General features: G+C 68.6%; 24 protein-coding genes. 4 read left to right on the top strand and 20 right to left on the bottom strand.

Annotated features, from left to right (window positions below):
* Position 1 precedes the first annotated feature (1 nt).
* Positions 2 to 1,732 carry an FAD-dependent oxidoreductase gene (locus M8R19_RS02970; RefSeq protein WP_249916962.1) on the bottom strand — a complete coding sequence of 577 codons (1,731 nt, stop codon included), beginning with the start codon at positions 1,730 to 1,732 and terminating at the stop codon, positions 2 to 4.
* Complete coding sequence (locus M8R19_RS02965) at positions 1,729 to 2,544, bottom strand: shikimate dehydrogenase family protein (RefSeq protein WP_009622850.1); 816 nt, start codon at positions 2,542 to 2,544, stop codon at positions 1,729 to 1,731. The genes M8R19_RS02970 and M8R19_RS02965 overlap by 4 nt, the downstream gene beginning before the upstream one ends.
* Positions 2,545 to 2,695: 151 nt before the next feature.
* Here M8R19_RS02965 and M8R19_RS02960 point away from each other — a divergent pair, with 151 nt between their 5' ends.
* Together M8R19_RS02960 and M8R19_RS02955 are read left to right on the top strand one after the other, a co-directional pair.
* Entirely contained in the window at positions 2,696 to 3,466 is a 771-nt protein-coding gene (locus tag M8R19_RS02960; RefSeq protein ID WP_249916961.1) for an IclR family transcriptional regulator domain-containing protein, read from the top strand.
* A gap of 83 nt (positions 3,467 to 3,549) precedes the next feature.
* Positions 3,550 to 4,293: a sulfite exporter TauE/SafE family protein gene (locus tag M8R19_RS02955; RefSeq protein ID WP_249916960.1), complete on the top strand. Its 744-nt coding sequence runs from the start codon at positions 3,550 to 3,552 to the stop codon at positions 4,291 to 4,293.
* Between the two features lie 458 nt (positions 4,294 to 4,751).
* Here M8R19_RS02955 and M8R19_RS02950 read toward each other — a convergent pair whose 3' ends face one another.
* From M8R19_RS02950 to M8R19_RS02935, 4 genes are all read right to left on the bottom strand, one after another.
* Positions 4,752 to 5,603 (bottom strand): shikimate dehydrogenase, encoded by an 852-nt coding sequence (locus M8R19_RS02950; protein ID WP_249916959.1) that lies wholly within the window; start codon positions 5,601 to 5,603, stop codon positions 4,752 to 4,754.
* 4 nt (positions 5,604 to 5,607) lie between these two features.
* Positions 5,608 to 6,048: a type II 3-dehydroquinate dehydratase gene (gene aroQ / locus M8R19_RS02945; RefSeq protein ID WP_249916958.1), complete on the bottom strand. Its 441-nt coding sequence runs from the start codon at positions 6,046 to 6,048 to the stop codon at positions 5,608 to 5,610.
* Positions 6,049 to 6,241: 193 nt separating this feature from the next.
* Positions 6,242 to 7,081 (bottom strand): aldo/keto reductase, encoded by an 840-nt coding sequence (locus tag M8R19_RS02940; RefSeq protein ID WP_069864498.1) that lies wholly within the window; start codon positions 7,079 to 7,081, stop codon positions 6,242 to 6,244.
* Positions 7,048 to 8,817: an FAD-dependent oxidoreductase gene (locus M8R19_RS02935; protein WP_249916957.1), complete on the bottom strand. Its 1,770-nt coding sequence runs from the start codon at positions 8,815 to 8,817 to the stop codon at positions 7,048 to 7,050. Before M8R19_RS02935 ends, M8R19_RS02940 begins: the two co-directional genes overlap by 34 nt.
* A gap of 792 nt (positions 8,818 to 9,609) precedes the next feature.
* Between M8R19_RS02935 and M8R19_RS02930 the strand changes: the two genes are divergently transcribed.
* Entirely contained in the window at positions 9,610 to 9,912 is a 303-nt protein-coding gene (locus tag M8R19_RS02930; protein ID WP_249916956.1) for a LasR-specific antiactivator QslA, read from the top strand.
* Positions 9,913 to 10,025: 113 nt separating this feature from the next.
* Here M8R19_RS02930 and lpdA read toward each other — a convergent pair whose 3' ends face one another.
* From lpdA to M8R19_RS02910, 4 genes are read right to left on the bottom strand one after another with little or no spacing between them, the layout of a single operon-like run.
* Positions 10,026 to 11,432: a dihydrolipoyl dehydrogenase gene (lpdA, locus tag M8R19_RS02925; protein WP_249916955.1), complete on the bottom strand. Its 1,407-nt coding sequence runs from the start codon at positions 11,430 to 11,432 to the stop codon at positions 10,026 to 10,028.
* Between the two features lie 5 nt (positions 11,433 to 11,437).
* Positions 11,438 to 12,709 carry a dihydrolipoamide acetyltransferase family protein gene (locus M8R19_RS02920; RefSeq protein ID WP_249916954.1) on the bottom strand — a complete coding sequence of 424 codons (1,272 nt, stop codon included), beginning with the start codon at positions 12,707 to 12,709 and terminating at the stop codon, positions 11,438 to 11,440.
* Positions 12,710 to 13,762, bottom strand: coding sequence for an alpha-ketoacid dehydrogenase subunit beta (locus M8R19_RS02915; RefSeq protein WP_009622837.1), 1,053 nt, complete (start codon positions 13,760 to 13,762; stop codon positions 12,710 to 12,712). It abuts the gene before it with no gap.
* On the bottom strand, positions 13,759 to 14,991 hold the full coding sequence (locus M8R19_RS02910; RefSeq protein WP_074981755.1) for a 3-methyl-2-oxobutanoate dehydrogenase (2-methylpropanoyl-transferring) subunit alpha: 1,233 nt from the start codon (positions 14,989 to 14,991) through the stop codon (positions 13,759 to 13,761). The genes M8R19_RS02915 and M8R19_RS02910 overlap by 4 nt, the downstream gene beginning before the upstream one ends.
* 272 nt (positions 14,992 to 15,263) lie before the next feature.
* On the opposite strand from M8R19_RS02910, the gene M8R19_RS02905 reads away from it, so the two are divergent.
* Complete coding sequence (locus tag M8R19_RS02905; RefSeq protein ID WP_074981758.1) at positions 15,264 to 15,725, top strand: Lrp/AsnC family transcriptional regulator; 462 nt, start codon at positions 15,264 to 15,266, stop codon at positions 15,723 to 15,725.
* 313 nt (positions 15,726 to 16,038) lie between these two features.
* Here M8R19_RS02905 and M8R19_RS02900 read toward each other — a convergent pair whose 3' ends face one another.
* From M8R19_RS02900 to M8R19_RS02855, 10 genes are all read right to left on the bottom strand, one after another.
* Entirely contained in the window at positions 16,039 to 16,587 is a 549-nt protein-coding gene (locus M8R19_RS02900) for an adenine phosphoribosyltransferase (protein ID WP_116425067.1), read from the bottom strand.
* A gap of 99 nt (positions 16,588 to 16,686) precedes the next feature.
* The gene (gene anr, locus M8R19_RS02895; RefSeq protein ID WP_009622830.1) at positions 16,687 to 17,421 is read right to left on the bottom strand and encodes a transcriptional regulator Anr; all 735 of its coding nucleotides are present in this window, start codon (positions 17,419 to 17,421) and stop codon (positions 16,687 to 16,689) included.
* Positions 17,422 to 17,579: 158 nt separating this feature from the next.
* Positions 17,580 to 18,962: an oxygen-independent coproporphyrinogen III oxidase gene (gene hemN / locus M8R19_RS02890; RefSeq protein WP_074981762.1), complete on the bottom strand. Its 1,383-nt coding sequence runs from the start codon at positions 18,960 to 18,962 to the stop codon at positions 17,580 to 17,582.
* 409 nt (positions 18,963 to 19,371) lie between these two features.
* On the bottom strand, positions 19,372 to 20,064 hold the full coding sequence (locus tag M8R19_RS02885) for a sulfite exporter TauE/SafE family protein (RefSeq protein ID WP_249916953.1): 693 nt from the start codon (positions 20,062 to 20,064) through the stop codon (positions 19,372 to 19,374).
* The gene (ccoS, locus tag M8R19_RS02880) at positions 20,057 to 20,284 is read right to left on the bottom strand and encodes a cbb3-type cytochrome oxidase assembly protein CcoS (protein ID WP_249916952.1); all 228 of its coding nucleotides are present in this window, start codon (positions 20,282 to 20,284) and stop codon (positions 20,057 to 20,059) included. Before ccoS ends, M8R19_RS02885 begins: the two co-directional genes overlap by 8 nt.
* A 30-nt stretch (positions 20,285 to 20,314) precedes the next feature.
* Entirely contained in the window at positions 20,315 to 22,771 is a 2,457-nt protein-coding gene (locus M8R19_RS02875) for a heavy metal translocating P-type ATPase (RefSeq protein WP_249916951.1), read from the bottom strand.
* Positions 22,768 to 23,304 (bottom strand): FixH family protein, encoded by a 537-nt coding sequence (locus M8R19_RS02870; protein ID WP_249916950.1) that lies wholly within the window; start codon positions 23,302 to 23,304, stop codon positions 22,768 to 22,770. Before M8R19_RS02870 ends, M8R19_RS02875 begins: the two co-directional genes overlap by 4 nt.
* A gap of 143 nt (positions 23,305 to 23,447) precedes the next feature.
* Entirely contained in the window at positions 23,448 to 24,863 is a 1,416-nt protein-coding gene (gene ccoG, locus M8R19_RS02865; protein ID WP_074981774.1) for a cytochrome c oxidase accessory protein CcoG, read from the bottom strand.
* A gap of 216 nt (positions 24,864 to 25,079) precedes the next feature.
* Positions 25,080 to 26,051, bottom strand: coding sequence for a cytochrome-c oxidase, cbb3-type subunit III (gene ccoP / locus M8R19_RS02860; protein ID WP_116425070.1), 972 nt, complete (start codon positions 26,049 to 26,051; stop codon positions 25,080 to 25,082).
* The gene (locus tag M8R19_RS02855; protein WP_009622822.1) at positions 26,048 to 26,239 is read right to left on the bottom strand and encodes a CcoQ/FixQ family Cbb3-type cytochrome c oxidase assembly chaperone; all 192 of its coding nucleotides are present in this window, start codon (positions 26,237 to 26,239) and stop codon (positions 26,048 to 26,050) included. The genes ccoP and M8R19_RS02855 overlap by 4 nt, the downstream gene beginning before the upstream one ends.
* Between the last annotated feature and the right edge of the window lie 2 nt (positions 26,240 to 26,241).

Here is a 26,241-nt window from a genome sequence, read left to right as displayed (position 1 = left end):
GTCAGTGCTCCAGGGTTGCTTGTTGCGAGGCCGGCGCGGCGAGGCGCGCGGCTATGTGGTTGGCCGCCAGCCAGGCGAAGGTCAGGCCGGGGCCGAGGGTGATGCCGGGGCCGGGGTAGGTGCCGTCCATCAGCGAGTTCATGTCGTTGCCGGCGGCGTAGAGGCCGGGGGTCGGCTGGCCGTCGCGGCCGAGCACGCGGGCCTGGCCGTCGGTGACCAGGCCGCGGGCCGAGCCGAGGTCGCCGGTGTGCAGGCGGACGGCGTAGTAGGGCGCCTTCTCCAGCGGCGCCAGGCAGGGGTTGGGGCGGTGGTCCGGGTCGCCCATGTAGCGGTTGTAGCTGTTGCCGCCCTTGGCGAAGTCCGCGTCGACGCCGTTGCGCGCGTTGGCGTTGAAGCGCGCCAGCGTCTGGCGCAAGCCCTCGGCGTCGATGCCGATGGCGCGGGCCAGGGCGTCCGGCGAATCGGCCTGGTACAGGTAGCCGGCTTCCACCAGCGCGCTGTTGTCGACCGGCTTCGGTCGCGCCAGGCCCAGGCCGTAGCGGTTCATGGCGCTGGCGTCGCAGATCAGCCAGCACTCGGTGTTGCCGCTGGCGAACATGCTCTGCACGAAGTGGTGGTAGGAGTTGGACTCGTTGACGAAGCGCCGGCCGCTGCGGTTCACCGCGATCACCCCGGGCTTGGCGCGGTCGGTGACCAGGTGCGGGAAGCGCTCGCGGCCGCCGTCTGCGTGGCGCAGCTCGGAGACCGGCGCCCAGAAGAAGTTCGCCGCCAGGCCCTCGCCGGCGGCGGCACCGACGGCCTCGCCCAGGCGCAGGGCGGCGCCGTCGTTGCATTCCGGCGACATGCTCAGGTGTTCGCTGTCGCTCGCCGGGCGGAAGCGCTCGGCCAGCTTGCCGGCGGCGAAGCCGCCCATGGCGCAGACCACGCCGCCGTGCACGCGGATGCGCTCGATGCGGCCTTCGTGCAGCACCTGCGCGCCTACCACGGCGCCGTTCTCGACCAGCAACTGCTGTGCCTCGCTGTTCAGCCACAGCTCCATGCCCTTGGCGAAGGCTGTGGTGGCCAGGCGCGCGATCAGGGCGTTGCCGGTGGTCAGGCGCGTGCCGCGGTGGTGGCTGAGGCGGTCGACGCCGTAGTGGGCCAGCAGCTTCAGGCAGTGCCACAACGACTTCGGCGAACGGCGGAAGCTGAGGAAATGCTGGATGTCCACGCGGTTCACCATCATGCCGCCGAACAGCAGCATGCCCGGCGGCGGCATGCGCAGGTCGCGGAAACGCTCGCCGAGGTGGCGGCCGTCGTACTCGACCATCTCCAGGGCGCGGCCGAATTCGGTGCCGCCTTCCTCGTCGGGGTAGTAGTCCGGCGAGTGCGGGCGCAGCGCGTAGCGCAGCTCGGTGTTGGCCTCCAGCCAGCGCAGGGCCTGGTGGCCGTTGCGGATGAAGCTGTCCACCAGCTCAGGCTTGTAGCCCGGGCCGATGGTGCGCTGCAGGTAGGTGCGCATGGCTTCTTCGGAATCCTGCGCACCGGCGGCGCGGGCCTGGTCGGTGCCGTAGATCCACACCGCGCCGCCGGAGATGGCCGAGGTGCCGCCGAAGCTCGCCGCCTTCTCCAGCATCAGCACGCGCAGGCCCTGGCAGGCGGCGCTGGCCGCGGCGGCGAAACCGGCGGCGCCGCTGCCCAGCACCAGCAGGTCGCACTCTCGGCTCCAGGCCGGGGCGTTGAGGCTGGTCATGGCTGGATCTCCAGCGGCGTGACGCCCATGAAGGCGCCCAGGTTGCCCAGCTGCGCGAAGGCCATTTCGGCGCCGGTCTGGATGCGGCAGCCAGCCTCGCGGGCGCGCTCCAGCAGCGGGGTGATCTCCGGCTTGGTGACCACGTCGGCCACCAGGGTGTGCGCCTGCAGGCCGTCGAGCAGCATACCCGGCAGCGGCAACTCGCCGGTGCCGCCCATGCCCACCGGCGAGGCGTTGACCAGCAGGTCGAGGCCGGCCAGGTCGTCGCAGCCCACGCCGATGCGCACCTGGGGGAAGAGGGCGCCCAGGCGTTCGACCAGGGCGGCGGCGCGCACCTGGTCGAGGTCGCGCAGGCGCAGCTCGCCGATGCCGGCCTCGCACAGCGCATAGGCGATGGCGCTGCCGACGCCGCCGGAGCCGACCACCAGCGCGCGCTTGCCGGCCGGCTGCAGGCCATGGCGCCGGGCGGCGTTGAGGAAGCCCGCGCCGTCGACGTTGTCGCCCAGCAGGCGGCCGTCGGCCTCGCGGCGGATCACGTTGACCGAACCCAGCGCCTCGGCGCGGGCGCTCAGGCCGTCCAGGCGCGGCGCCAGGGCCTGCTTGTAGGGCACGGTGACCACGCAGCCGCGCAGGTTGTGCCAGCCGCGCAGGGTGGCGACGAAGGCATCGAGGGCGTCGGCGCCCAGGTCGATGGCGATCATCGCCAGGTCGTGGCCGTTGTGGGCGAACCAGGTGTTGAAGTTCTCCGGCGACTTCACCTGTGCGATGGGTGTGCCGACGATGGCGACCAGTTCGGTGGAACCGCGAATCATGCTGACCTCCAGGGGTTCTTGGCGTTGTTCTGCTGGCCAGGGTGCGGCGGCGGGCTGTTGCGCTCAATGCGGTTGACGGCGCTTTAGTGCGGTATTCGCAGTCACAATGCGATAATCGCAACATTCGGTCGAATTACCCGGAGCCCATGCCTTGGAAACCCCCAGCATCCACCCCCGCGACCTGATCGCCGGCCTGCAGAAGGGCCTGGCGCTGATGCAGCTGTTCAGCGCCGAGCGTCCGCGCCTGAGCGTGCCCGAGGCGGCGCGGCTGTCCGGCCTCACCCCCAGCGCCGCGCGGCGCTTCCTGCTGACCCTGGTGCACGAAGGCTTCGCCGAGACCGACAGCCGCCACTACTGGCTGACGCCCAAGGCGCTGCGCATCGGCCAGGCCTACGTGGATTCGGCGCAGTTGCCGCGCATGCTGCGGCCCATCGTCGAGCAGGTGGCGCGGCAGACCCAGGAGCACGTCTCGGTGGGCACCCGCGACGGCGACGAGATCGTCCACGTGGTGCGCAGCCGCTACAGCCACATCGCCTCGCTGTCGATCCGCCCCGGCTCGCGGGTGCCCATGTACTGCACCGCCAGCGGCCGCCTGTGGCTGGCGGCGCTGGGCGAGGCGGAGCTGGCGGCCTATTTCGAACGCAACCCGCCACGGGCGCTGACGCCCTACACGCTGACGGACATGGACGCCTTGCACGCCGAGATCGCCAAGGTCGCCCAGCAGGGCTACTGCGTGGTGGACCAGGAATACGAGATCGGCATGCGCGTGATCGGCGTGCCATTGCTGGACCGCAGCGGGCGCATGCGCGCGAGCCTGGCCATCACCACCCACGCCTCGCGCCTGGGCCTGGACGAGATGCGCCTGCGCTACCTGCCGGCGCTGTACGAGGCCCAGGCGCTGCTGCGCCCGGTGGTGGACTGAGCGGGCGCTGATCGCCCGCGGGGCCTGGCGCAGACGCGTCGACGCGGCATAATCGGCGGCTCCGTGTGCCGACGAGTTGCGTGATGACCCTCGAATTCCTCCTGGTGGCGATCCCCGCCGTGCTGCTCACCGGCGTCTCCAAGGGCGGCTTCGGCGGCGCCCTGGGCGGTATCGCCGTGCCGCTGATGGCCCTGGCCATGCCGCCGACCCAGGCCGCCGCGCTGATGCTGCCGATCCTCTGCATGGCCGATTTCACCGGCCTGCGGCGCTTCTACGGCAAGTGGGACCTGCGCAACCTGAAGATCATGCTGCCCGGCGCGCTGCTCGGCGTGGCGGCGGGCGCGCTGAGCTTCGGCCTGCTCAGCGAGCGCTTCATCGCCCTGCTGATCGGCGGCATCGCCATCGCCTTCGTGCTGCTCAACACCCTGGTGGCCCGCGCCGCCGCCCAGCCGAAACCGGCGGCCGTGGGCAAGGGCGTGGTGCTCTCGGGCATCGCCGGCTTCACCAGCTTCGTTGCCCACGCCGGCGGCCCGCCGGTGATGATGTACCTGCTGCCGCAGCAACTGGAGAAGGTGCGCTACATCGCCACGGTGAACTGCTTCTTCCTGCTGACCAACGCCATCAAGCTGGTGCCCTACGCGCTGCTCGGCCAGTTCACCTGGAGCAACCTGGGGACCAGCCTGCTGCTGGCGCCCATCGTGGTGCTGGGGGTGTGGCTGGGCATCTGGTTGCAGGACAAGGTCAACCATGTGTGGTTCTACCGCATTGCGCGGCTGGGGTTGCTGGCGACCGGGGTGCAGTTGGTTTGGGAGAATTGGCGGGGATAGGGCGCAGGGCTTTTCGTAGGAGCGAGCTTGCTCGCGAACAATGGCGTCAGGTTTGACTCCGGAGCTGGGGTGGAGTCCGCAACCCTCTCCCCAGCCCTCGGCTGCGCGCCCCGCCCTGAAGGGAGAGGGGGCTTGTCCGTGCCACGGCGCAGTTTGGTGTCAGTTGGTGGCGCCGCCGTTTCCGGCTAACTCCAGAACACCCAACTCTGCCCAACGGTCCCCTCTCCCTTCAGGGAGAGGGTTAGGGAGAGGGCGCTCTTCAACGCAAACACCACAGGCCCAAGGAGCGTAGGGCGAATAACGCTCCGCGTTATCCGCCGCCTGACCGTGGTCGAGCGCCCGCTGGTTGTAGAACAGGGCTCCGCTTTGGTGGCCGATGAGACGTCCAGCAGAACCTCGCAGCCGGGCAGGGGACCGGTGTATCGGCGTATAACCGCGAACGGTTATACGCCCTACGCTCAATCCAGGCTGCGGAAGTGGGCTTGCATCCGCTGCGCATCGGCCGGCCGGCCGCTGAACAGTTCGAAGGCCTTCACCGCCTGGAACACCGCCATGGTGCCGCCGTCCAGCGTGCGGCAGCCGAGGCTGCGGGCGTGGCGCAGCAGCTCGGTTTCCAGCGGGAAGTAGATGATCTCCGCCACCCACAACTCGGCGCGCAGCAGGTCCACCGGCAGCGGCGTGCCGGGCAGCTTGGCCATGCCCACCGGGGTGGTGTTGACCAGGCCGTCGGCTACCGCCATGGCGGCCGGCAGGTCGGTGCAGAGCAGCGCCCGGCCATGGCCGAAATGCTGGTTGAGGTTGTTCACCAGGGCCTCGGCGCGGGCCGCGTCCACTTCGTAGACGCTCAGTTGCTCCACGCCTTCGCTGAGCAGCGCGTGGGCCACCGCGGCTCCCGCGCCGCCGGCGCCCAGCTGCACCACGCGGTTGCGCTTCACGTCGGCCAGGCCACGGCGGAAGCCTTCGGCGAAGCCCAGGCAATCGGTGTTGTGGCCGACGCGCTTGCCGTCCTTCAGCACCACGGTATTCACCGCGCCGATGCCGCGCGCTTCCTCGGAGAGTTCGTCCAGCAGCGGGATAATCGCCTGCTTGCACGGGAAGGTGATGTTCAGCCCGGTGAAGCCCAGGCGCTGGGCGCCGTCGAGCAGTTCGGGCAGGGCGTCGAGGTTCAGCTTCAGCTGGTCCAGGTCGATCAGCCGGTACAGGTAGCGCAGGCCCTGGGCGTCGCCTTCGTGCTCGTGCAGGGCGGGGGTGCGCGAGGCCTGGATGCCGGCGCCGATCAGGCCGGCGAGGATGGAAGTCTTCTGGCTCATGGCATCAGCCCCGCAGCAGGTGGGCGAAGTGGTCGAGGGCCAGGCGGTAGCCGTAGCTGCCGAAGCCGGCCAGCACGCCCACGGCGATGCCCGAGACGAAGGAGTGGTGACGGAATTCCTCGCGCTTGTGCACGTTGGACAGATGCACCTCGATCACCGGCAGCTCCACCGCCGCCAGGGCGTCGCGGATGGCCACCGAGGTGTGCGTCCAGGCCGCCGGGTTGATCACGATGCCGGCGCAACGGCCGCGCGCTTCGTGGATCCAGTCGATCAGCTGGCCCTCGTGGTTGGTCTGCTTGAACGCCACCTGCAGGCCCAGCTCGTCGGCGCGCGTTTGGCACAGCGCTTCGATGTCGGCCAGCGTCTCGTGGCCATAGGTGGCCGGTTCGCGGGTGCCGAGCAGGTTCAGGTTGGGGCCGTTGAGGATCAGGATCGGGAGGGGCATGCGGGTGTCTCTTGTAGGTCTTGTCGCCGCTGGAGTGCGGTCATCAGAAAATGTACTAAATGGTTACTTTCGTCAATTGGCTCGCCGGGCTCTGGGTGAAAGCACTGCAAGCCAGGCGCGGCAAGGCCCGGCGCGGTTTCTGGCCGGGCCGGGCGGAAGGAGGGATACGCGGAAGTGTGCGATCAGCGGACGGTCAGTCCCACTTCGGGGCGAATTCCGGGCTGACCAGGCGGACGTTCTTCGGCAGGGCGGCGATCTGCGCGCGGTCCTCGTCGTCCAGGCGCAGGTCGAGGGCGGCGAGGTTGGAGCGCTGGTTGGCCAGGCTGGCGGCCTTGGGGATGGCGGCCACGCCGTCCTGCTCCAGCAGCCAGGCCAGGGCCACCTGGCTGGGCAGCACGCCGTGGCGCTGGGCGATGGCCTGGATCGCCGGCTCCTCCAGCATGCGCCCGCGGCCCAGCGGGGTGTAGGCGGTGAGGGCCATGTCGTGGGCGCGGGCGTAGTCCAGCAGCGCTGACTGGTCGAGCATCAGGTGGTATTCGACCTGGATGGCCGCCAGGGGCGCGCCCAGGGTTTCCACGGTCTCGCGCAGCAGCGCCAGGGGGAAGTTGGCCACGCCGATGGCGCGCGCCTTGCCGCTGTCGCGGGCGGCCACCAGGGCCTCGACGCTGCGCTTGAGGTCGTCGCCGACCAGGCTGCCGTTCTGGCCCGGCCAGTGGATCATGAACAGGTCCAGGTAGTCGCTGCGCAGCGCGCGCAGGCTGTCGTCCAGGGACTGGGCGAGGTCGGCCGGGGCCAGGCGGTCCCACCAGACCTTGCTGGTGACGTGGACGTCCTCGCGGGGCACCGGGCCGTCGGCCAGCGCCTGGCCCACGGCGTCTTCGTTGTGGTAGCCGGCGGCGGTGTCGATGTGCCGGTAGCCCAGCTCCAGGGCCTGGCGCACGGCGGCGCTGCACTCGGCGCCGGTCAGCGGCCAGGTGCCCAGGCCGAGCTTGGGCATGTTCAGGCCGTGGCGGTTGCGGATGCGTGCTTGCATGGGGTGGCTCCTGCTTGGGGTTCGTAGTCGTGGGCGCCGGCGGCGTGGCGGCCGGCGACGTAGCCGAAGGTCAGCGCCGGGCCGAGGTTGATGCCGCCGGAGGGATAGTGGCCGCCGAACACGCTGGCCATGTCGGTGCCGGCGGCGTACAGGCCGGGGATCGGCTGGCCGCCGGCACCGAGCACGCGGGCCTGGCCGTCGGTCTTCAGCCCGGCGAAGGTGCCGAAGCAGCCCGGCTGTACTTTGACCGCATAGAACGGGCCCTGCTCGATGGGCGCGACGCAGGGGTTGGGGCCGGGGTTGGCCGCATCGCCCTGCTTGCGGTTGAAGGCGGTGCTGCCGCGGCCGAAGGCCGGGTCCTCGCCGTTGCGGGCGTGGCGGTTGAAGTCGGCGACGGTCCGCGCCAGGCCCTGCGGGTCGATGCCGCAGAGCTGCGCCAGTTGCTCGATGCTGGCGCCGCGCTTGAGGTAGCCGCTGCGCAAGTGCGCGCCGATGGGCAGCGGCGCCGGGCGCACGTAGCCCAGGCCGTAGCGGCGCAGGAAGCGGTGGTCGCAGACCAGCCAGGAGCAGGGCTCCTGGTCCTCGGGCAGGGCGGCGAGCATCGCGCTGACGTAGTCGTAGTAGCCGTGGGCCTCGTTGACGAAGCGCTTGCCGTTGGCCAGCACGCCGATGATGCCGGGCTTGCCGCGCTCGATGATGTGCGGGAAGTGGCCGACGCTGCCGTCGCGGTGCGCCACCTTCGACACCGGGGCCCAGGCCACGGGTGAGCGCAGGTTCGTTTCGACGCTGCCGCCGGCGGCTTCGCCCAGGCGCAGGCCGTCGCCGGAGCAGGAGGTCGGCGGCAGGGCAAGGTTGGCGTGGCCGCTGGCGTCGCGGGGGAACAGCTGGCGGCGGCGCTCCGGGTCGTTGGGGAAGCCGCCGGCGGCGAGGACCACGGCCTTGGCGCAGATTTCCAGTTCGCCGCGCGGCGTCTTCACCACCGCACCGCGCACGGCGCCATCCTCCAGCAGCAGGCGCTGCGCCGGGCAGGACTCCATCAGGCGTACGCCCAGGTCTTGTGCCGACTTGGCCAGCCGTGCCACCAGCGCTACGCCGTTGACCAGGTGCATGGCACGGCCGTAGCGAGCGAGGTGGTAGAAGTGGGCGAGTACGCGCTTGGCCACGTGGACGAATGCGCGCGGTGAGCGGGTCATGTTGAGGAAGGCGGCCAGGTCGGCGCCGGCCATGATCGGCATGCCGAGAAAGGAGGTCTCGCGCATGGTCCTGCGCAGACGCGGCAGCAGGTCGCCGACCTCGCGGGCATCGTAGGGTGCGGCTATCACCTGGTGGCCGCCGCTGGCGGCGCCGGGGGTGTCGCCATGCATGTCGGGGATGCCGTTGCCATCGGCGAACTGCAGGCGGGTGTGCTGCTCGAAGAAGGCCACCATGTGCGGCGCGGCTTCGAGAAAGGCGTCCACCCGCGCGGCGTCGTAGTAGTCGCCCAGCTCGTTGCGCAGGTAGGTGCGCGGCTGCTCGATGTCTTCCTCGATGCCGGCACGCCGCGCCAGCGGGTTGCGCGGCACCCAGGCCCAGCCGCCGGACCAGGCGGTGGCGCCGCCGAACACCGCGTCTTTCTCCACCAGGATGACCTTCTGGCCGTGCCAGGCGGCAGTGACGGCGGCGGCCAGGCCGGCGGCGCCGGAGCCGATCACCAGCAAGTCGCAGTCGGTGGGCGGCAGGTTCGGGGCAGGGGACATGGGCAGGGGACTCCGCGGGAATTGTTTTTGGAACTTGGTTCCATAATCTTGTTTGGGGCGGAGAGAAGGCAAGCTATCGGGCGCAACTACTGGTCGATAATCGGCCGGAGGGTGGACGTAGGATGGGTTGAGCGAAGCGATACCCATCATTCATCGGGGCGCTGGGCTGATCATTTCCATGCAAGGCTTGGTGGTGGGCTGGGCCTCGCCCCTCTCCCTAACCCTCTCCCTGAAGGGAGAGGGGACCGTTGGGCAGGGTTGGGTGTTCTGGAGTTAGCCGGAAACGGCGGCGTCACCAACTGACACCAAACTGCGCCGTGGCACGGACAAGCCCCCTCTCCCTTCAGGGCGGGGCGCGCAGCCGAGGGCTGGGGAGAGGGTTACGGACGCCAACCCAGCTCCAGAGTCAAACCTGACGCCATTGTTCGCGAGCAAGCTCGCTCCTACAGATATTTCCGGTCCTCCCTGAAAATTGGGAAAGCTCACGCACAAGCCTGCGATACTTCGCCTTGTTGCGCCTGAGTGGGGCTCGCTAGGGTTCGTCCGTCACGGCGATTGCCGTGACCGGGTGTGGAAACCCGGACCAACTATGCAGGCGCGGTAGCGCCATAGCTGTTCAGCTGGCGCTTTTTTGTGCCCGCTGTACGTCGTTCTATGGCGGGCCGTGCAAGGCGGGCTTCGGCCCGGCCGGGTCCTGCATAGCCGGTATTTCCACCCTTGCACGGCCTGCCACCCCAACTGTGGAAAGTTTGGGTGGTGGCTTCCGAACCTATCTATGCAGGAGTGATGGATATGCACCGCCCAGCTTTTACCCGCGCGCACCACCCGACTGAAAAACTCTTCACCACCCACATCCCCGCCGCTGACGGCCAGCCGGCGCTGGAGCTGTTCTGGCTGCAGGACTGCCAGGCCGCCATCGATGCCGGGCAGCGACGCGCCGAGCGCTGGTTGATGGAAAAGGAGCCGGCCAGCCTCTGGGCGGTCCTGCTGGTTGGCCGCGAAGGGCAGGTTCCGGAGGGGCAACGCACGGCGTACGAGGTAGCTTTCCTGGCGCGCTTGCAGCAGCGTTTGTTGGCGCAGGAGGCGGGCAGCTAGCGGCGTGGGTGTGGATGGGTTTCGCAGGCTCAACCCATCCTACGGGTGCCAGGTGTGCGCGACGTAGGATGGGTTGAGCGCAGCGATACCCATCGGCGGGTATCGCAGGGGGCTCAGATATGCAGCGCGTGCCCCAGGGCGCGCAGGGCGGTTTCCTGTACTGCTTCGCCGAGTGTCGGGTGGGCGTGGATGGTGCCGGCTATGTCTTCCAGGCGTGCGCCCATCTCGATGGACTGGACGAAGGCCGTGGAGAGTTCCGATACCGCCTTGCCCACCGCCTGCCAGCCGAGGATGAGGTGGTTGTCCGCACGGGCCACCACGCGGACGAAGCCGTCGTGGGCCTCCAGGGTCATGGCGCGGCCGTTGGCGGCGAAGGGGAAGTTCGCCGTCAGCACTTCGTGGCCGCTGGCGCGGGCCTGGTCCGGGGTGAGGCCGACCACCACCACTTCCGGGTCGGTGAAGCACACCGCCGGGATCGCTGCGGGGGTGAAGGCGCGGCGCTTGCCGGCGATCAGTTCGGCGACCATCTCGCCCTGGGCCATGGCGCGGTGCGCCAGCATGGGTTCGCCGGCGATGTCGCCAATGGCCCAGACGTTGCGCATCGAAGTGCGGCACTGCTCGTCGATCTTCACAGCGCGGCCGTCCATGTCCAGGTGCAGGTTCTCCAGGTTCCAGCCTTCGGTGTTGGGCCGGCGGCCGACGGCGACCAGCACCTGGTCGGTCTCGATCACCCGTTGCTGGCCCTGGCCGTCGCGCAGGCGCAGGCCCTTGCCGTCGGGTTCCAGGCCCACCACGCTGTGGCCCAGGTAGAGCTCTACGCCGAGCTTGCGCAGGGCGGCCGCCACCGGCTTGGTCAGTTCTTCGTCGTAGCTCGGCAGGATGCGCGGCTGGGCTTCCACCACCGTCACTTCCACGCCCAGCTTGCGGTAGGCGGTGCCCAGTTCCAGGCCGATGTAGCCGCCGCCGATCACCGCCAGGCGCTTGGGCAGGGCCTTGGGCGCCAGGGCCTCGGTGGAGGAGATGACCTTGCCGCCGAGCGGCAGGAAGGGCAGCTCCACCGAGCGCGAACCGGCCGCCAGCAGCAGGTGCTCGGTGTGGATGCGCTGGGTGCCGCCGTCGGCCAGGGCGACTTCGACGGTCTTGCCGTCGACGACCTGCGCCCAGCCGTGCACCACGCCCACGCCGTGCTTTTTCAGCAGGGCGGCGACGCCGGTGGTCAGGCGGTCGACGATGCCGTCCTTCCATTCCACGGTGCGCTGGATGTCGATGCTCGGCGCCTGCACGCTGATGCCCAGCGCCGATTTACCTGCGAACTCGCGGGCCTTGAGGTATTCCTCGGCGGCGTGGATCAGCGCCTTGGAGGGGATGCAGCCGATGTTCAGGCAGGTGCCGCCCAGGGCCGCGCCTTCCACCAGCAGGGTGCGGATGCCCAGCTGCCCGGCGCGGATGGCGGCGACGTAGCCGCCGGGGCCGCCGCCGATGATCAGCAGGGTGGTTTCCAGTGTCTGGTTCTGCTTCACGGCGGTCACTCCAGGAACAGGGTGGCGGGGTGTTCGAGCAGGGCGCGCACGGCCTGGATGAAGGCCGCCGCGTCCATGCCGTCGACCACCCGGTGATCGAAGGACGAGGACAGGTTCATCATCTTGCGCACCACGATCTGGCCGTTGAGCACCATGGGCCGCTCGACCATGCGGTTGACGCCGACGATGGCCACTTCCGGGTGGTTGATCACCGGCGTGCTGACGATGCCGCCCAGTGCACCCAGGCTGCTGAGGGTGATGGTCGAGCCGGAGAGTTCCTCGCGGCTGGCCTTGCCGTGGCGCGCGGCCTCGGCCAGGCGCGCCACTTCCGCGGCGTTGCCCCACAGGTCGCGGGATTCGGCGTTGCGCAGCACCGGCACCATCAGGCCGCTGTCGCTCTGGGTGGCCACGCCCAGGTGCACCGCGCCGTAGCGGGTGATGACTTCGGCTTCGTCGTCATAGCGGGCGTTGAGCTGCGGGAACTCGCGCAGGGCCACCACCATCGCGCGGGCGATGAAGGGCAGCAGGGTGAGCTTGCCGCGGCTGGCGCCGTACTTGGCGTTGAGGTGCTGGCGCAGGTCCTCCAGGTCGGTGACGTCGATTTCCTCGACGTAGCTGAAGTGCGGGATGCGCCGCTTGGCCTCGGCCATCTTCTGGGCGATCTTGCGGCGCAGGCCGATGACCTGGATCTGCTGCTCGTCGTGGCGCGCGGCGTAGCCGGAGGCGACCACCGCGCCGCCGTGGGCCAGGTACTGGTCGAGGTCGTCGTGGAGGATGCGCCCGGCGGGGCCGGAGCCCTGCACGAATTGCAGTTCCACGCCCAGGTCGCGGGCGCGCTGGCGCACCGCCGGGGAGGCCAGCGGCTTCTCGCCGGGGGCGCGGCGCGGGGCCGGCGCGGCGGCTGCCGGGCGCGGCGCGGGGGCCGGTTTCGCTTCGGCGCGCGGGGCTTCCCTGAGCGGCTGGGCTTTCGCTTCGGCTTCCGCGGCGGGCGCGCTTTCATGGGCTTTGGCCGCGGCTTCGCGGTGGTTGCCGGCGCCTTCCACTTCCAGGCGCACCAGTTCGCCGCCCACGGCCATCACCTGGCCGGGCTCGCCGCCCAGGGCGAGAATCCTGCCGGAGACCGGCGAGGGGATTTCCACGGTGGCCTTGTCGGTCATCACTTCGGCCAGCACCTGGTCCTCATGGACCTCGTCGCCGACCTTGATGTGCCATTCCACCAGTTCCACTTCGGCGATGCCTTCCCCGATGTCCGGCATCTTGATCACGTGAATGCCCATTCAGACCTCCATGGCACGCTTGAAGGCGGCGCCGACGCGGGCCGGGCCGGGGAAGTAGTCCCATTCCTGGGCGTGCGGGTAGGGGGTGTCCCAGCCGGTCACGCGGGCGATGGGGGCTTCCAGGTGGTGGAAGCAGTTTTCCTGCACCAGCGACATCAGTTCGGCGCCGTAGCCGCAGGTGCGGGTGGCCTCGTGGACGATGACGCAGCGGCCGGTCTTCTTCACCGATTCGACTATGGTGTCCAGGTCCAGCGGCCAGAGGCTGCGCAGGTCGATGATCTCGGCGTCGATGCCGGTTTCCTCGGCGGCGGTCTGCGCCACGTAGACGGTGGTGCCGTAGGTGAGCACGGTCAGCTCGCTGCCCGGGCGGGCGATGGCCGCCTTGTCCAGCGGCACCCGGTAGTAGCCTTCGGGCACCTGGCTCTGCGGGTGCTTGGACCAGGGCGTCACCGGGCGATCGTGGTGGCCGTCGAAGGGGCCGTTGTACAGGCGCTTGGGCTCGAGGAAGATCACCGGGTCGTCGTTCTCGATGCAGGCGATCAGCAGGCCCTTGGCGTCGTAGGGGTTGGACGGCATCACCGTGCGCAGGCCGCAGACCTGGGTGAACATCGCCTCCGGGCTCTGGCTGTGCGTCTGTCCGCCGTAGATGCCGCCGCCGCAGGGCATGCGCACCACCATGGGCACGACGAAGTCGCCCACCGAGCGGTAGCGGATGCGCGCCGCCTCGGACACCAACTGGTCGGTGGCCGGGTAGACGTAGTCGGCGAACTGGATTTCCACCACCGGGCGCAGGCCGTAGGCGCACATGCCCACCGCGGCGCCGACGATGCCGCTCTCGGAGATGGGCGCGTCGAACACCCGCGAGGTGCCGTACTTCTTCTGCAGGCCTTCGGTGCAGCGGAACACGCCGCCGAAGTAGCCCACGTCCTGGCCGAACACCACCACGTCGTCGTCGCGTTCGAGCATCACGTCCATCGCCGAGCGCAGCGCCTGGATCATGCTCATGCTGGTGAGCGCCTGGGCGTTCTCGTGTTGCGGATTCATGGCGTTCATACCCCGAGCTCCTGGCGCTGCCGGCGCAGGTGTTCCGGCAGGTCCTTGTAGACGTCGTCGAACAGGCTGGCGGCGCTGAAGACGTGGCCGTCCACCAGCGAGCCGTGGCGTTCGGCCTCTTTCTGCGCGGCCATCACTTCGGCTTCCAGTTCCTTGTGCAGCGCCTCGTGCTGTTCCTCGCTCCAGATGCCCAGGGCCAGCAGGTGCTGCTTCAGGCGGGCGATGGGGTCGCCGAGGGGGAAGCTGGTCCAGTCGTCGGCCGGGCGGTACTTGGACGGATCGTCCGAGGTGGAGTGCGGGCCGGCGCGGTAGGTGACCCACTCGATAAGGCTCGGCCCATGGCCACGGCGGGCGCGCTCGGCGGCCCACTGCGAGGCGGCGTACACGGCGAGGAAGTCGTTGCCGTCCACCCGCAGCGAGGCGATGCCGCAACCTACGCCGCGGTTGGCGAAGGTGGTGCCTTCACCGCCGGCGATGGCCTGGAAGGTGGAGATCGCCCACTGGTTATTGACCACGTTGAGGATCACCGGGGCGCGGTAGACGTGGGCGAAGGTCAGGGCGGTGTGGAAGTCCGACTCGGCGGTGGCGCCGTCGCCGATCCAGGCCGAGGCGATCTTGGTATCGCCCTTGATCGCCGAGGCCATGCCCCAGCCAACCGCCTGGATGAACTGGGTGGCGAGGTTGCCGGAGATGGAGAAGAAGCCCTTCTCGCGGCTGGAGTACATGATCGGCAGCTGGCGGCCCTTGAGCGGGTCCTGCTCGTTGGAGAGCAACTGGCAGATCATGTCCTTGAGCGGGTAGTCGCGGGTGATCAGGATGCCCTGCTGGCGATAGGTGGGGAAGCACATGTCGCCGTCGCGCAGGGCCATGGTGTGGGCGGTGGCGATGGCTTCCTCGCCCAGGCACTGCATGTAGAAGGACATTTTCTTCTGACGCTGCGCGGTGAGCATGCGGGCGTCGAATATGCGCGTCTTGAGCATCAGGCGCAGGCCGCGCAGCAGCTGTTCGTGGCTGAGCTGCGGGTCCCAGGGGCCGAGGGCGTTGCCCTGGTCGTCGAGCACGCGCACGAGGCTGTAGGCGAGGTCGGCGGTCTGCGCCGGCTCGACGTCGACGTCGGGCTTGCGCACTTCCCCGGCGGGGGACAGGTGCAGGTAGGAGAAGTCGGTCTTGCAGCCCGGGCGCCCGGTGGGTTCGGGGACGTGCAGGCGGAGGGGAGCGTAGTCGGTCATGGTGGGTCTCCAGTTGTGATCGGGGGTGGGGATCAGCAGACGGAAGACGCCGGACCGGGCGGGTGCGACTGGCCTGGTTGGGCGACGGTGCGGGTGCCGCGCGCGGTAGCGCGGCGGGTGCTGACATCACTCATGGTGAGGTCCTCGTTCGTTGTTCTTGTGATTTCAGTATAGGTGTGACCGGCTGGTTTTTTGCTCCAATTTGACTAGCTTTGGACAGAAGATTTAGTGTCTTTGAACTACAAAAACCCTCTTCCGTAGAAGTGAGCGCCATGGCCGACATCGACCGCACCGACCTCAAGATCCTCCGCGCCCTGGCCGACGACGGCCGCCTGAGCTGGCGCGACCTGGCGCAGAAGATCGGCCTGTCGCTGACGCCGACGCTGCGCCGGGTGCGGCGCCTGGAGGAAGAGCGGTACATCCAGGGCTATTTCGCCCAGCTCGACGAGGAGCGCCTGTCCGGGGCCATGAGCGTGTTCGTTTCGGTCACCCTGGAAAAACAGACCGGCGACTACCTGGCGCGGTTCGAGGAAAGCATCGTCCAGGCGCCGCAGGTGATGAGCTGCTTCCAGATGACCGGCGACGCGGACTACATGCTGCGCGTGGTGGTCAAGGACCTGGCGGCCTACCAGGCCTTCCTCACCACCACCCTGACGCAGATTCCCGGGGTGGCCGGGATCAAGTCGGCGTTCGCCTTGAAGTCGGTGCTCAAGCGCTCGGCGCCGCCGATTTGAGGATGTAGGAGCGAGCTTGCTCGCGAATGCCCGCGGCGGAGTCTGTTCGCGAGCAAGCTCGCTCCCACGAAAAGCCGTGCTTGCCTGTAGGAGCGGATTTATCCGCGATTGCGCCGGCAGGGCCGGCGCATATGCCATCGCGGACGGAGTCCGCTCCTACGCGTCATGCCCGTCTTCGAGACAGCCTGTGCGGTCGTGGTGATGGGTATCGCTTCGCTCAACCCATCCTACGGGAAAGCGCCGTGCTTCCCGGCAACCTGTAGGAGCGGGCCCTGCCCGCGATTCGCGCGCAGGGCGCGCTCCTACATGCTCCTCACTGCTCGTCGAGGGCGAAGGCGGTGAGGCTGTAGGTGGGGATGCCGGCGTCGGCCAGTTTGGCCGAGCCGCCGAGTTCCGGCAGGTCGATGATGGCGGCGGCCTCCAGGACCCTGGCGCCCATGCGCCGGACCAGTTGCGCGGCGGCCAGCAGGGTGCCGCCGGTGGCGATCAGGTCGTCGAAGATCAGCACGCTGTCGCCTTCGCACAGGCTGTCGGCGTGCACTTCCAGCAGGGCTTCGCCGTATTCGGTCTGGTAGGCCTGGGCCAGCACGTCGGCGGGCAGCTTACCCTGCTTGCGGAACAGCACCAGCGGCTTGTTCAGTTCGTAGGCGATGATCGAGCCGATCAGGAAGCCGCGCGCGTCCATGGCGCCGATGTGGCTGAAATCCGCCTCGACGTAGCGCTGGATGAAGCTGTCGGCGACGAAGCGCAGCGCGCGCGGCGACTGGAACAGCGGGGTGATGTCACGGAACACCACGCCGGCCTTGGGGAAGTCGGGGACCGCGCGGATCACGGATTTCAGGTCGAGCTGGTTGAGGATCATGCTGGCAAGGTACCTGGTGACTGCTTTGCGAAGCCCCAAAGTATAACGGGCCCGCCACAAGGCGAGCCCGTTTTGCGCGATGACCGGAAGGTCGCGCCTTCAGCTTTCCATCTGGCCGCCGGCCAGGGCGCACAGCTCGATGGAGTCGAGGATGCGCACTTCCTTGCCTTCGGCGGCGATCAGGCCGTTCTGCTGGAAGCGGGTGAACACCCGCGACACGGTTTCCACCGCCAGGCCCAGGTAGTTGCCGATCTCGTTGCGCGACATCGCCAGGCGGAACTGCTGGGCGGAGAAGCCGCGGGCGCGGAAGCGCGCCGAGAGGTTGACCAGGAAGGTGGCGATGCGCTCGTCGGCGGTCTTCTTCGACAGCAGCATCATCATCTGCTGGTCGTCGCGGATCTCGCGGCTCATCACCCGCATCAGCTGGCGGCGCAGCTGCGGCAACTGCTCGGACAGCTCGTCCAGGCGCTCGAAGGGAATCTCGCAGACCGAGGTGGTCTCCAGGGCCTGGGCCGACACCGGGTAGGCCTCGGTGTCCATGCCGGACAGGCCAACCAGCTCGCTGGGCAGGTGGAAGCCGGTGATCTGCTCTTCACCGCCGTCGGTGATGCTGAAGGTCTTCAGCGCGCCGGAACGCACCGCGAACACGGAACCGAAGGCGTCGCCCTGGCGGAACAGGAACTCGCCCTTCTTCAGTGGCCGGCCGCGCTTGACGATTTCGTCGAGGGCGTCCATGTCGTCGTTGTTCAGCGACAGGGGCAGGCACAGCGGCGCCAGGCTGCAATCCTTGCAATGCGCTTGCGGCAGGGCGCGCACCTTGATGGTTTCGGCCATGGTTGATCCTTGGGTGGAAAGGCACAAGAAACGCAAGGGTAACGCACCCAAGGGTTCGGCTGCCAGCTTGCCGGATGGATTTCAGAACATTCCGGCGTTTATTCCGAAACCTTATGTAAAAAAGTCCAGATTCGCACTTAATCTCTAAGCATATTCCTTCAGATAACCCGCGAGAACCGCTGCAGGTTCTGGTGCGGCAGGTAATGGTCGAAGAGCATGCACAGGCTGCGCACCAGCAGCCGGCCGGCGGCGGTGACGTCGATGCCGCGCGGGCTCAGCTCGATCAGGCCGTCCTTGGCGAAGCGCTCCAGCTCGTCCCAGATGTCGGCGAAGTAGCCGTGGAATTCGATGTTGAAGCGTTCCTCGATGCTTTCGAAGTCCAGCTGGAAGTGGCAGATCAGTTGCTGGATCACCGCGCGGCGCACGCGGTCGTCGGCATTGCAGTAGAGGCCGCGGCGGGTGGCCAGCTGGCCGTTGTCCAGGCTGTTCTGGTAGTCGTTGATGTCGGCGCTGTTCTGGCAGTAGAGGTCGCCGATCTGGCTGATCGCCGAGACGCCCAGGCCCACCAGGTCGCAATGGCCGTGGGTGGTGTAGCCCTGGAAGTTGCGTTGCAGGGTGCCGTCTTCCTGGGCGCTGGCCAGTTCGTCGTCGGGCAGGGCGAAGTGGTCCATGCCGATGTAGCGGTAGCCGGCGGCGCTCAGTTGCTCGATGGTGCGCTGGAGCATTTCCAGTTTCTGCGCGGGGGAGGGCAGGTCCTGGACGTTGATGCGCCGCTGCGGCATGAAGCGCTCGGGCAGGTGCGCGTAGTTGAACACCGAGAGGCGGTTGGGCTGCAGGCCGATGACCTGCTCGACGGTGCGGGCGAAGCTGTCGGGGTTCTGCTTGGGTAGGCCGTAGATCAGGTCGATGTTGATCGAGCGGTACTGCAGGGTGCGCGCCGCGTCCATGATGGCGCGGGTCTCGTCGAAGCTCTGCAGGCGGTTCACCGCCTGCTGCACTTCCAGGTCGAAGTCCTGCACGCCGACGCTGACGCGGTTGAAGCCCAGCTCGCGGAGCAGGCCCATGGTCGACCAGTCGGCCTCGCGCGGGTCGATCTCGATGCCGTAGTCGCCGGAGTCGTCCTCCATCAGGTTCAGGTTGGCGCGCAGCTGGCCCATGAGTTCGCGCAGCTGGCCGGGGCTGAGGAAGGTGGGGGTGCCGCCACCGAAGTGCAGCTGTTCCACGCACTGGTCCTTGCCCAGGTGGCGGCTGACGATCTCGATTTCGTGGATCAGCCGGGCGAGGTAGGGCGCGCTGCGCCCGCGGTCCTTGGTGATGACCTTGTTGCAGGCGCAGTAGTAGCAGATGTTGGCGCAGAACGGGATGTGCACGTAGAGCGACAGTGGCCGGTCGGCCTTCTGGCTGTTGCGCAGGGCATGCAGCATGTCGAAGGGGCCCACGCCTTCGTGGAACTGCACGGCGGTGGGATAGGAGGTATAGCGCGGGCCGGACAGATCGTAGCGACGGATCAGATCTGTGTCCCAGCGGATATTGTCGAGCATGCCGCAGTCCCCGAATCAGGCGAGCTTTTCGGCGCAGTCTAGGGAGACTGTGGGAAAAGCCTCTTGACCTGCATCAAGCGGTCGCAGGGGGTACCTCGTTGGAGGGGGGCTTGCTGGTGGGCGGTGGTGCCGGGGTTGGCTCTGGAGTTGGGGTGGAGTCCGTGACCCTCTCCCCAGCCCTCGGCTGCGCGCCCCGCCCTGAAGGGAGAGGGGGCCTGTCCGTGCCGAGAAAGGTGATGGTTTCCGCCGGCAGCCACTGCACTAGCCGGCTAACGCCATAACATCAAACCCTGCCCAACGGTCCCCTCTCCCTTCAGGGAGAGGGTTAGGGAGAGGGCGCTCTTCAGGCCAGGCACCAAAGGTGAAGCCTGTTCGCGAGCAAGCTCGCTCCTACGAAAAGCGCGGGGGATCAGTGCATCGCGTGGCCCATCAGCCACGCCTGGTGCGGGCCGGGCAGGGTCCACAGGCCGAAGAGGATCACCAGCAGGCCGCCGGCCATGCGCACGCTGCGCTTGCGCAGCAGCGCCGTGATGCGTTCGGCGGCCAGCCCGGTGGCCAGCAGCACCGGCCAGGTGCCCAGGCCGAAGGCGAGCATCAGCAGCGCGCTTTCCAGCGCCGAGCCCTGGCTGCTGGTCCACAGCAGGGTGCTGTAGACCAGGCCGCAGGGCAGCCAGCCCCAGAGCGCGCCGAGCAGCAGCGCGCGCGGCACGCTGGCCACCGGCAGCAGGCGGCTGGCGAAGGGCTGGATGTATTTCCACAGGCCGCGGCCGAGGGCCTCGATGCGCGTCAGGCCGCTCCACCAGCCGGCCAGGTACAGGCCCATGGCGATCAGCAGCAGGCCGGCGACCACGCGCAGCGCCGAGGCGAAAGGGGTGCTGGCGATGGCCCAGCCGGCCAGGCCCAGCAGCAGGCCGGCGGCGGCGTAGCTGAGGATGCGCCCGAGGTTGTAGGCCAGCAGCAGCTGCAGGCGGCGCCCGCGCTGTTCCGCTGGAATGGCCAGGGTCAGCGCGCCCATCAGGCCGCCGCACATGCCCAGGCAGTGGCCGCCGCCGAGCAGGCCGAGGATCAGCGCGGACGCCAGCATGGGCGCCAGGTCAAGCATCGCGCGAGTCCTTGTCCCAGGCTTCGGCCTGCGTGTCCCTGGCGCCTTCGGCCTCGTCGATGCCGGCCTGGTGCTTGGGGTCCTCGTCGTCGAACAGGATGCTGTGGGCCGGGCCGTCCATGTCGTCGTACTGGCCGCTGTTCACCGCCCAGAAAAAGATCCAGACGGCGATGGCGACGATGATCAGCGCCACCGGGATCATTACGTAGAGAGCGGGCATATCGACTCCGTTGAAAAGGCCTGCGCGCCTTCAGTGGGCGGCGAGCGGGATGGCCAGCGGCGCGGCTTCGGGGGCCGCTGGCAGGGCGCGCACGCGGGTCAGGCGCAGGGCGTTGAGCACCACGGTCAGCGAGCTGACCGACATGCCGATGGCGGCCCAGGCGGGGGTGATCCAGCCGAGGGCGGCGAACGGCAGCATCAGGCCATTGTACAACCCTGCCCAGACCAGATTCTCGACGATCACCCGGCGGGTGCGGCGGGCCAGGACGAAGGCCTGCACCAGGCTGTCCAGGCGGTTGGACAGCAGCACCGCGTCGGCGCTGGTCTTGGCCAGGTCGGTGGCGCTGCCCATGGCCACGCTGATGTCGGCGGCGGCCAGCACCGGCACGTCGTTGACGCCGTCGCCGAGCATCAGCACGTGGCGGCCTTCGCCGTGCAACTGCTTGAGAATCGCCAGCTTGTCGTCCGGGCGCAGGCCGCCGTGGACTTCGTCGATGCCCAGTTCGGCGGCCACGCTCTGCACCATCGGCGAGCTGTCGCCGGACAGCAGCAGGGTGCGCCAGCCGCGCTCGCGGCAGGCCTGCAGCAGGGCCGGGGCGTCGTCGCGCAGGCGGTCGTCGAGCACCAGCCAGGCCAGCGGGCCGCGCGCATCGCCCAGCAGCAGCCACTGGCCATGCTCATTGGGCATGGCCGGCGCGGGCTGGCCGCTCAGGGCGCAGACGAAGGCGGCCTGGCCGATGCGCAGGCGCTGGCCGTCGACCACGCCTTCCAGGCCCAGGCCGGGGTGGCTTTCCACCGCCTCGGCGGGTTGCGGGGCGCGGCCGAAGGCACGGGCGATGGGGTGTTCGGAACGGTTCTCCAAGGCCGCAGCCAGGGCTAGGCAGCGTTCGCCGCCGAGTTCGCCCAGGGGCTGTACGGCGCGCAGGGTCAGGCGGCCCTCGGTGAGGGTGCCGGTCTTGTCGAAGATCACCGTGTCGATGCGTTTCAGGCCTTCCAGCACGTGGCCGCGGGTGAGCAGCAGGCCGAGCTTGTGCAGGCTGCCGGTGGCCGCGGTGAGGGCGGTGGGCGTGGCCAGGGAGAGGGCGCAGGGGCAGGTGGCGACCAGCATCGACAGGACCACCCAGAAGGCCCGCGAGGCGTCGTGCTGCCACCAGAACAGGCCGACCACCGCGGCCAGCGCCAGCAGCACCAGCAGGAACCATTGCGCGGCGCTGTCGGCGAGCTGCGCCAGGCGCGGCTTGTCGGCCTGGGCGCGCTCCAGCAGGCGGACGATGGCCGACAGCCGGCTGTCGTCGCCCAGGGCCTGCACCTGCAGGGTCAGCGGGCCCTCGACGTTGAGGGTGCCGCCGGTGACGCTGTCGCCGGCCTGGCGCGGCTGCGGCAGGTATTCGCCGGTGAGCAGGGATTCGTCGACGCTGGACTGCCCGGCGAGGATCAGGCCGTCGGCCGGCAGCACCGCGCCCGGCGGCACCAGCACGCGGTCGCCGATGCGCAGTTCGCTGAGCAGGATGCGCTGGCTGTTGCCGGCCTCGTCCAGGCGCAGGCAGGAGGCCGGCAGCAGGTTGACCAGTTGCGCGGTGGCCGCCGCCGTGCGCTCGCGGGCGCGGCGTTCGAGATAGCGGCCGGCGAGCAGGAACAGGGCGAACATGCCCACCGCGTCGAAGTACAGGTCGCCCTTGCCGGTGATGGCGGTCCAGATGCCGGCCAGGTAGGCGCCGCCGATGGCCAGGGACACCGAGACGTCCATGGTCAGGTGGCGCGTGCGCAAATCGCGCAGGGCGCCGCGGAAGAACGGCTGGCAGGAGTAGAAGACGATCGGCGTGGTGAGGAACATCGCCACCCAGCGCAGGATTTCGTGCATCTCGGCGCTGAGGTCGATGTTGAATTCCGGCCAGGTGGCCATGGTCGCCATCATCGCCTGGAACCACAGCATGCCGGCCACGCCCAGCTGGCGCAGGGAACGGCGGTTCTCTTCGGCGAGCTGCTCGGCGGCCTTGTCCGGCTGGTAGGGGTGGGCGGCGTAGCCGATCCGGCGCAGCTCGGCGAGCAGGCCACTGAGCGGCAGCTGGCCGTCGGCCCAGCGCACGTGCAGGCGGTGGTTGGACAGGTTGAGCCCGGCCTCGGCCACCGCCGGCAGCCGGCGCAGGTGTTTTTCGATCAGCCAGCCGCAGGCGGCGCAGCTGATGCCTTCGAGGATCAGGGTGGTCTCGGCCAGTTCGCCCTGGTGCTGGACGAAGGGCTGCTGCACGTCGGGGCGGTCGAGCAGGGCCAGTTCGTCACCCAGTTGCGCCGGCAGCGCCTCGGGGTTGGCGGCTGTCTCGGTGCGGTGCCGGTAATAGCCTTCCAGGCCGCCGGCGACTATGGCCTCGGCCACGGCCTGGCAGCCGGGGCAGCAGAATTCGCGGGTCTCGCCGAGGACCCGGGCGGTGAAGCGGCTGCCGGACGGGACCGGCAGCGCGCAGTGGTAGCAGGGCAGGGGGGCGCTCATGGGCGCTGGACTTCATCCCCCTTGAGGGGTTCGTCGCCGAGGAGGATCTCGCCGTCGGCGATGAGCTTCTCTTCTTCGAACAGGCGCCAGGCCTTGCCATCCTGTTCGCCGAGCAGTTCGACGAAGCGGCGCCCTTCGACGGAGCTGTCCAGGCGGCCGGTGTAGCGGCCCGGCTCGTTGGCCGGCAGCAGGGCGACGTGGCGGTCCTGGGATTCCAGGGTGGGGGAGATCAGGTTGAGGGTCAGCTGCGCCGGCTGGCTATCGCCCTTCAGGCGCACCTCGACCTCGCCGGTGAGCTTGTCCAGGCGCACCTGGGCCTGCATGTGCAGTTGCTGGGCCAGGTGCTCGCGGTCCAGCGAGCGGTTGATGCCCTTGCCGGCCTCGTAGTAGTTGTCGTTGACCAGGGTGTCCTGGTTCTCCACGGCGATGCGCACCATCGTCAGGCTGAGGAACACCGAGGTGGCGAGCATGCCGATGATGATCCAGGGCCAGAGGTGCTTGTACCAGGGTTGTTGTGCGGGCGCCGACTGCATGGGTTTTCTCTCTCGTGGTCCGCGGGGCGGAAGCGGCCTGCCCGAGGGGTGGGCGGCGCGCCTGGGTGGGGCGGATTCTACGTGCTCCGCGTGCCGCTGGCATCCCGCCGCGGGGGCGGGATGCGTTGCGGTTCAGCCGGGGTTCAGCGTACGACCGGGCCGATGAAGCGGCTGTCGGCTTCCTTGCTGATGGACGGCTCGTCCACCGACTGGATGGTGAAGGTGATCTTGTTGGTGCTGGACGGCAGCTTGTCCGGGTCCACCGCCAGTTCCACCGGCATGGCGAGGATGTCGCCGGCGGCCACCTGGACTTCCTTGCGGCCTTCCAGGGTCAGGCCTTCCAGGCCCTTGGCGCCGAGCACGTAGGTGTGGTCGCGCTGGTCCTTGTTCATGATCTTCAGGCTGTAGACGTTCTCGATCCGGCCTTCGGCGTTCTCGCGGTAGAGCACGCGGTCCTTGCTGACGTCGAAGCCCACCAGCGGGCGGATCACGATGGCGGTGGCCAGCAGGCTCATCATCACGCACAGGGCGATGGCGTAGCCGATCAGGCGCGGGCGCACCAGGTGCGTCTTCTGCCCGGACAGGTTGTGCTCGGTGGTGTAGCTGATCAGCCCGCGCGGGTAGCCCATCTTGTCCATGATGCTGTCGCAGGCGTCGATGCACGCGGCGCAGCCGATGCATTCGATCTGCAGGCCGTCGCGGATGTCGATGCCGGTGGGGCAGACCTGTACGCACATGGTGCAGTCGATGCAGTCGCCCAGGCCCTGGGCCTTGTAGTCCAGGGTCTTCTTGCGCGGGCCGCGCTTCTCGCCGCGGCGCGGGTCGTAGGAGACGATCAGGGTGTCCTTGTCGAACATCACGCTCTGGAAGCGCGCGTAGGGGCACATGTAGATGCACACCTGCTCGCGCAGCCAGCCGGCGTTGCCGTAGGTGGCCAGGGTGAAGAAGCCGACCCAGAAGTAGGCCCAGCCGTCGGCCTCGCCGGTGACCAGGTCCATCAGCAGTTCGCGGATGGGGGCGAAGTAGCCGACGAAGGTCAGGCCGGTGACCAGGCCGATCAGCAGCCACAGCGTGTGCTTGGCTGTCTTGCGCAGCAGCTTGTTGCCGCTCATCGGCGCCCTGTCCAGCTTCATGCGCTGGTTGCGGTCGCCTTCGGTGACCTTCTCGCACCACATGAATATCCAGGTCCACACGCTTTGCGGGCAGGTGTAGCCGCACCAGACGCGGCCGGCGAACACCGTGATGAAGAACAGCCCGAAGGCGCTGATGATCAGCAACCCGGAGAGGAGGATGAAGTCCTGCGGCCAGAAGGTGGCGCCGAAGATGTAGAACTTGCGCTCGGGCAGGTCCCACCACACCGCCTGCCGACCGTTCCAGGTCAGCCACACGGTGCCGAAGTAGAGAAGGAACAGGAAAGCGCCGCCGACACGGCGCAGGTTGCGGAAGAACCCGGTGAAGGCCCGGGTGTAGATCTTCTCGCGGGAGGCATATAAGTCGACGTTCTCTCCACCCTTCTTCGCGGGCGGTGTGACGTCTTGCACGGGAATCTGTTTGCTCATCAGTGCGTACCACGGCAGTGGGAGGGCGCCCTGTCGATACATGCCGAAAGGGTCAGGATATGGCTGCACGCTTAAACATGATACGACTTGGCCTAGTGTGCAACGGTGCGACCGTTGGTCGCGTCAGAATATTCGGAAGATTTTTCGTCCCCCGAAATAGAGCGGCGCCGGTAGGAACCGGCGCCGCTGGGTGTTGCGAGGGGAGGGCGGAAGCGCTTATTCGCTCTTCTGCGCATCACCCTGGGACAGGCTGTACACGTAGGCGGCCAGCAGGTGCACCTGGTCGCCGCCGAGGCGCTCCAGCTGGGCCGGCATCTGGCCCTGGCGGCCGTAGCGGATGGTCTGCTGCAGCTGGGAGAAGCTCGAGCCGTAGATGAAGGCGGCCGGGTGCGTCAGGTTGGGCGCGCCCATGGCGGCGGTGCCCTTGCCTTCCGGACCGTGGCAGGCGACGCAGGTGGTGGCGAAGATCTTGCCGCCGTTGGCGACCTGCTCGTCGGTCACGCCTTCGGGCAGCTTGCGGCCGTCCAGCTTGCTGGTGACGAAGGCGGCCACGTCATGCACGCCCTGGTCGCCCAGGACTTCGCCCCAGGCCGGCATGGCGGCGTGACGGCCACCCTTGATGGTGGTCTCGATGTCCGCGGTGGCACCGCCCCAGCGCCAGTCCTGGTCGGTCAGGTTGGGGAAGCCGTAGGCGCCCTTGGCGTCGGAGCCGTGGCAGACCGAGCAGTTGGAGGCGAACAGGCGGCCGCCCATCTTCAGCGCCAGCGGGTCCTTGGCCACATCTTCGATGGGCATGGCGGCGAATTTGGCGAAGATCGGCCCATATTTCTCGTCGGCCTTGGCCATTTCCTTCTCCCACTGGTGCACGCCGGTCCAACCCGGCTGGCCATTGGCGAAGGGCTTGCCGTCGCTGACTTCCTGGTAGCCCGGCAGCAGGCCTTTCCAGTTGCCCAGGCCCGGGTACAGGACCAGGTAGCCGAGGGCGAAGACGAAGGTGGCGACGAACAGCATGAACCACCACTTCGGCAGCGGGTTGTCGTACTCCTCGATGCCGTCGAAGGAGTGGCCGACGGTTTCGTCGGTGGCTTCGCTGCGCTGGCCGCGGCGGGTGGCGAACAGCAGCCAGGCCAGGGCGAAGATGGTGCCCAGGGTAAGTACGGTGACGTACAGACTCCAGAAGGTTGTCATTCTTTGTTGCTCCTAGAAGCTTGTTCTTTCTCGACGTGCTTCATGGCTGCCGGGTCGTCCGCGAAGGGCAGCAGGGCGTCGTCGTCGAAGCGCTGCTTGCGCTTGCCGCTATAGGCCCAGAGCAGTACGCCGATGAAGGCGACCATCACTACGACGGTGCCGAGGCCGCGAATCGTCCCGATATCCATCT

This window comes from Pseudomonas sp. R3.Fl (assembly GCF_023516765.1).
GTDB lineage: Bacteria > Pseudomonadota > Gammaproteobacteria > Pseudomonadales > Pseudomonadaceae > Pseudomonas > Pseudomonas citronellolis.
This window is presented reverse-complemented; position numbering and strand designations above follow the sequence as displayed.

Excerpts from the sequence above, each read along its gene's own strand:
- M8R19_RS02970 (WP_249916962.1), bottom strand. The coding sequence starts at position 1,732 with ATGACCAGCCTCAACGCCCCGGCCTGGAGCCGAGAGTGCGACCTGCTG.
- M8R19_RS02965 (WP_009622850.1), bottom strand. The coding sequence starts at position 2,544 with ATGATTCGCGGTTCCACCGAACTGGTCGCCATCGTCGGCACACCCATC.
- M8R19_RS02955 (WP_249916960.1), top strand. The coding sequence starts at position 3,550 with ATGACCCTCGAATTCCTCCTGGTGGCGATCCCCGCCGTGCTGCTCACC.
- M8R19_RS02950 (WP_249916959.1), bottom strand. The coding sequence starts at position 5,603 with ATGAGCCAGAAGACTTCCATCCTCGCCGGCCTGATCGGCGCCGGCATC.
- aroQ (WP_249916958.1), bottom strand. The coding sequence starts at position 6,048 with ATGCCCCTCCCGATCCTGATCCTCAACGGCCCCAACCTGAACCTGCTC.
- M8R19_RS02940 (WP_069864498.1), bottom strand. The coding sequence starts at position 7,081 with ATGCAAGCACGCATCCGCAACCGCCACGGCCTGAACATGCCCAAGCTC.
- M8R19_RS02935 (WP_249916957.1), bottom strand. The coding sequence starts at position 8,817 with ATGTCCCCTGCCCCGAACCTGCCGCCCACCGACTGCGACTTGCTGGTG.
- M8R19_RS02930 (WP_249916956.1), top strand. The coding sequence starts at position 9,610 with ATGCACCGCCCAGCTTTTACCCGCGCGCACCACCCGACTGAAAAACTC.
- M8R19_RS02920 (WP_249916954.1), bottom strand. The coding sequence starts at position 12,709 with ATGGGCATTCACGTGATCAAGATGCCGGACATCGGGGAAGGCATCGCC.
- M8R19_RS02915 (WP_009622837.1), bottom strand. The coding sequence starts at position 13,762 with ATGAACGCCATGAATCCGCAACACGAGAACGCCCAGGCGCTCACCAGC.
- M8R19_RS02910 (WP_074981755.1), bottom strand. The coding sequence starts at position 14,991 with ATGACCGACTACGCTCCCCTCCGCCTGCACGTCCCCGAACCCACCGGG.
- M8R19_RS02905 (WP_074981758.1), top strand. The coding sequence starts at position 15,264 with ATGGCCGACATCGACCGCACCGACCTCAAGATCCTCCGCGCCCTGGCC.
- M8R19_RS02900 (WP_116425067.1), bottom strand. The coding sequence starts at position 16,587 with ATGATCCTCAACCAGCTCGACCTGAAATCCGTGATCCGCGCGGTCCCC.
- anr (WP_009622830.1), bottom strand. The coding sequence starts at position 17,421 with ATGGCCGAAACCATCAAGGTGCGCGCCCTGCCGCAAGCGCATTGCAAG.
- hemN (WP_074981762.1), bottom strand. The coding sequence starts at position 18,962 with ATGCTCGACAATATCCGCTGGGACACAGATCTGATCCGTCGCTACGAT.
- M8R19_RS02885 (WP_249916953.1), bottom strand. The coding sequence starts at position 20,064 with ATGCTTGACCTGGCGCCCATGCTGGCGTCCGCGCTGATCCTCGGCCTG.
- ccoS (WP_249916952.1), bottom strand. The coding sequence starts at position 20,284 with ATGCCCGCTCTCTACGTAATGATCCCGGTGGCGCTGATCATCGTCGCC.
- M8R19_RS02875 (WP_249916951.1), bottom strand. The coding sequence starts at position 22,771 with ATGAGCGCCCCCCTGCCCTGCTACCACTGCGCGCTGCCGGTCCCGTCC.
- M8R19_RS02870 (WP_249916950.1), bottom strand. The coding sequence starts at position 23,304 with ATGCAGTCGGCGCCCGCACAACAACCCTGGTACAAGCACCTCTGGCCC.
- ccoG (WP_074981774.1), bottom strand. The coding sequence starts at position 24,863 with ATGAGCAAACAGATTCCCGTGCAAGACGTCACACCGCCCGCGAAGAAG.
- ccoP (WP_116425070.1), bottom strand. The coding sequence starts at position 26,051 with ATGACAACCTTCTGGAGTCTGTACGTCACCGTACTTACCCTGGGCACC.
- M8R19_RS02855 (WP_009622822.1), bottom strand. The coding sequence starts at position 26,239 with ATGGATATCGGGACGATTCGCGGCCTCGGCACCGTCGTAGTGATGGTC.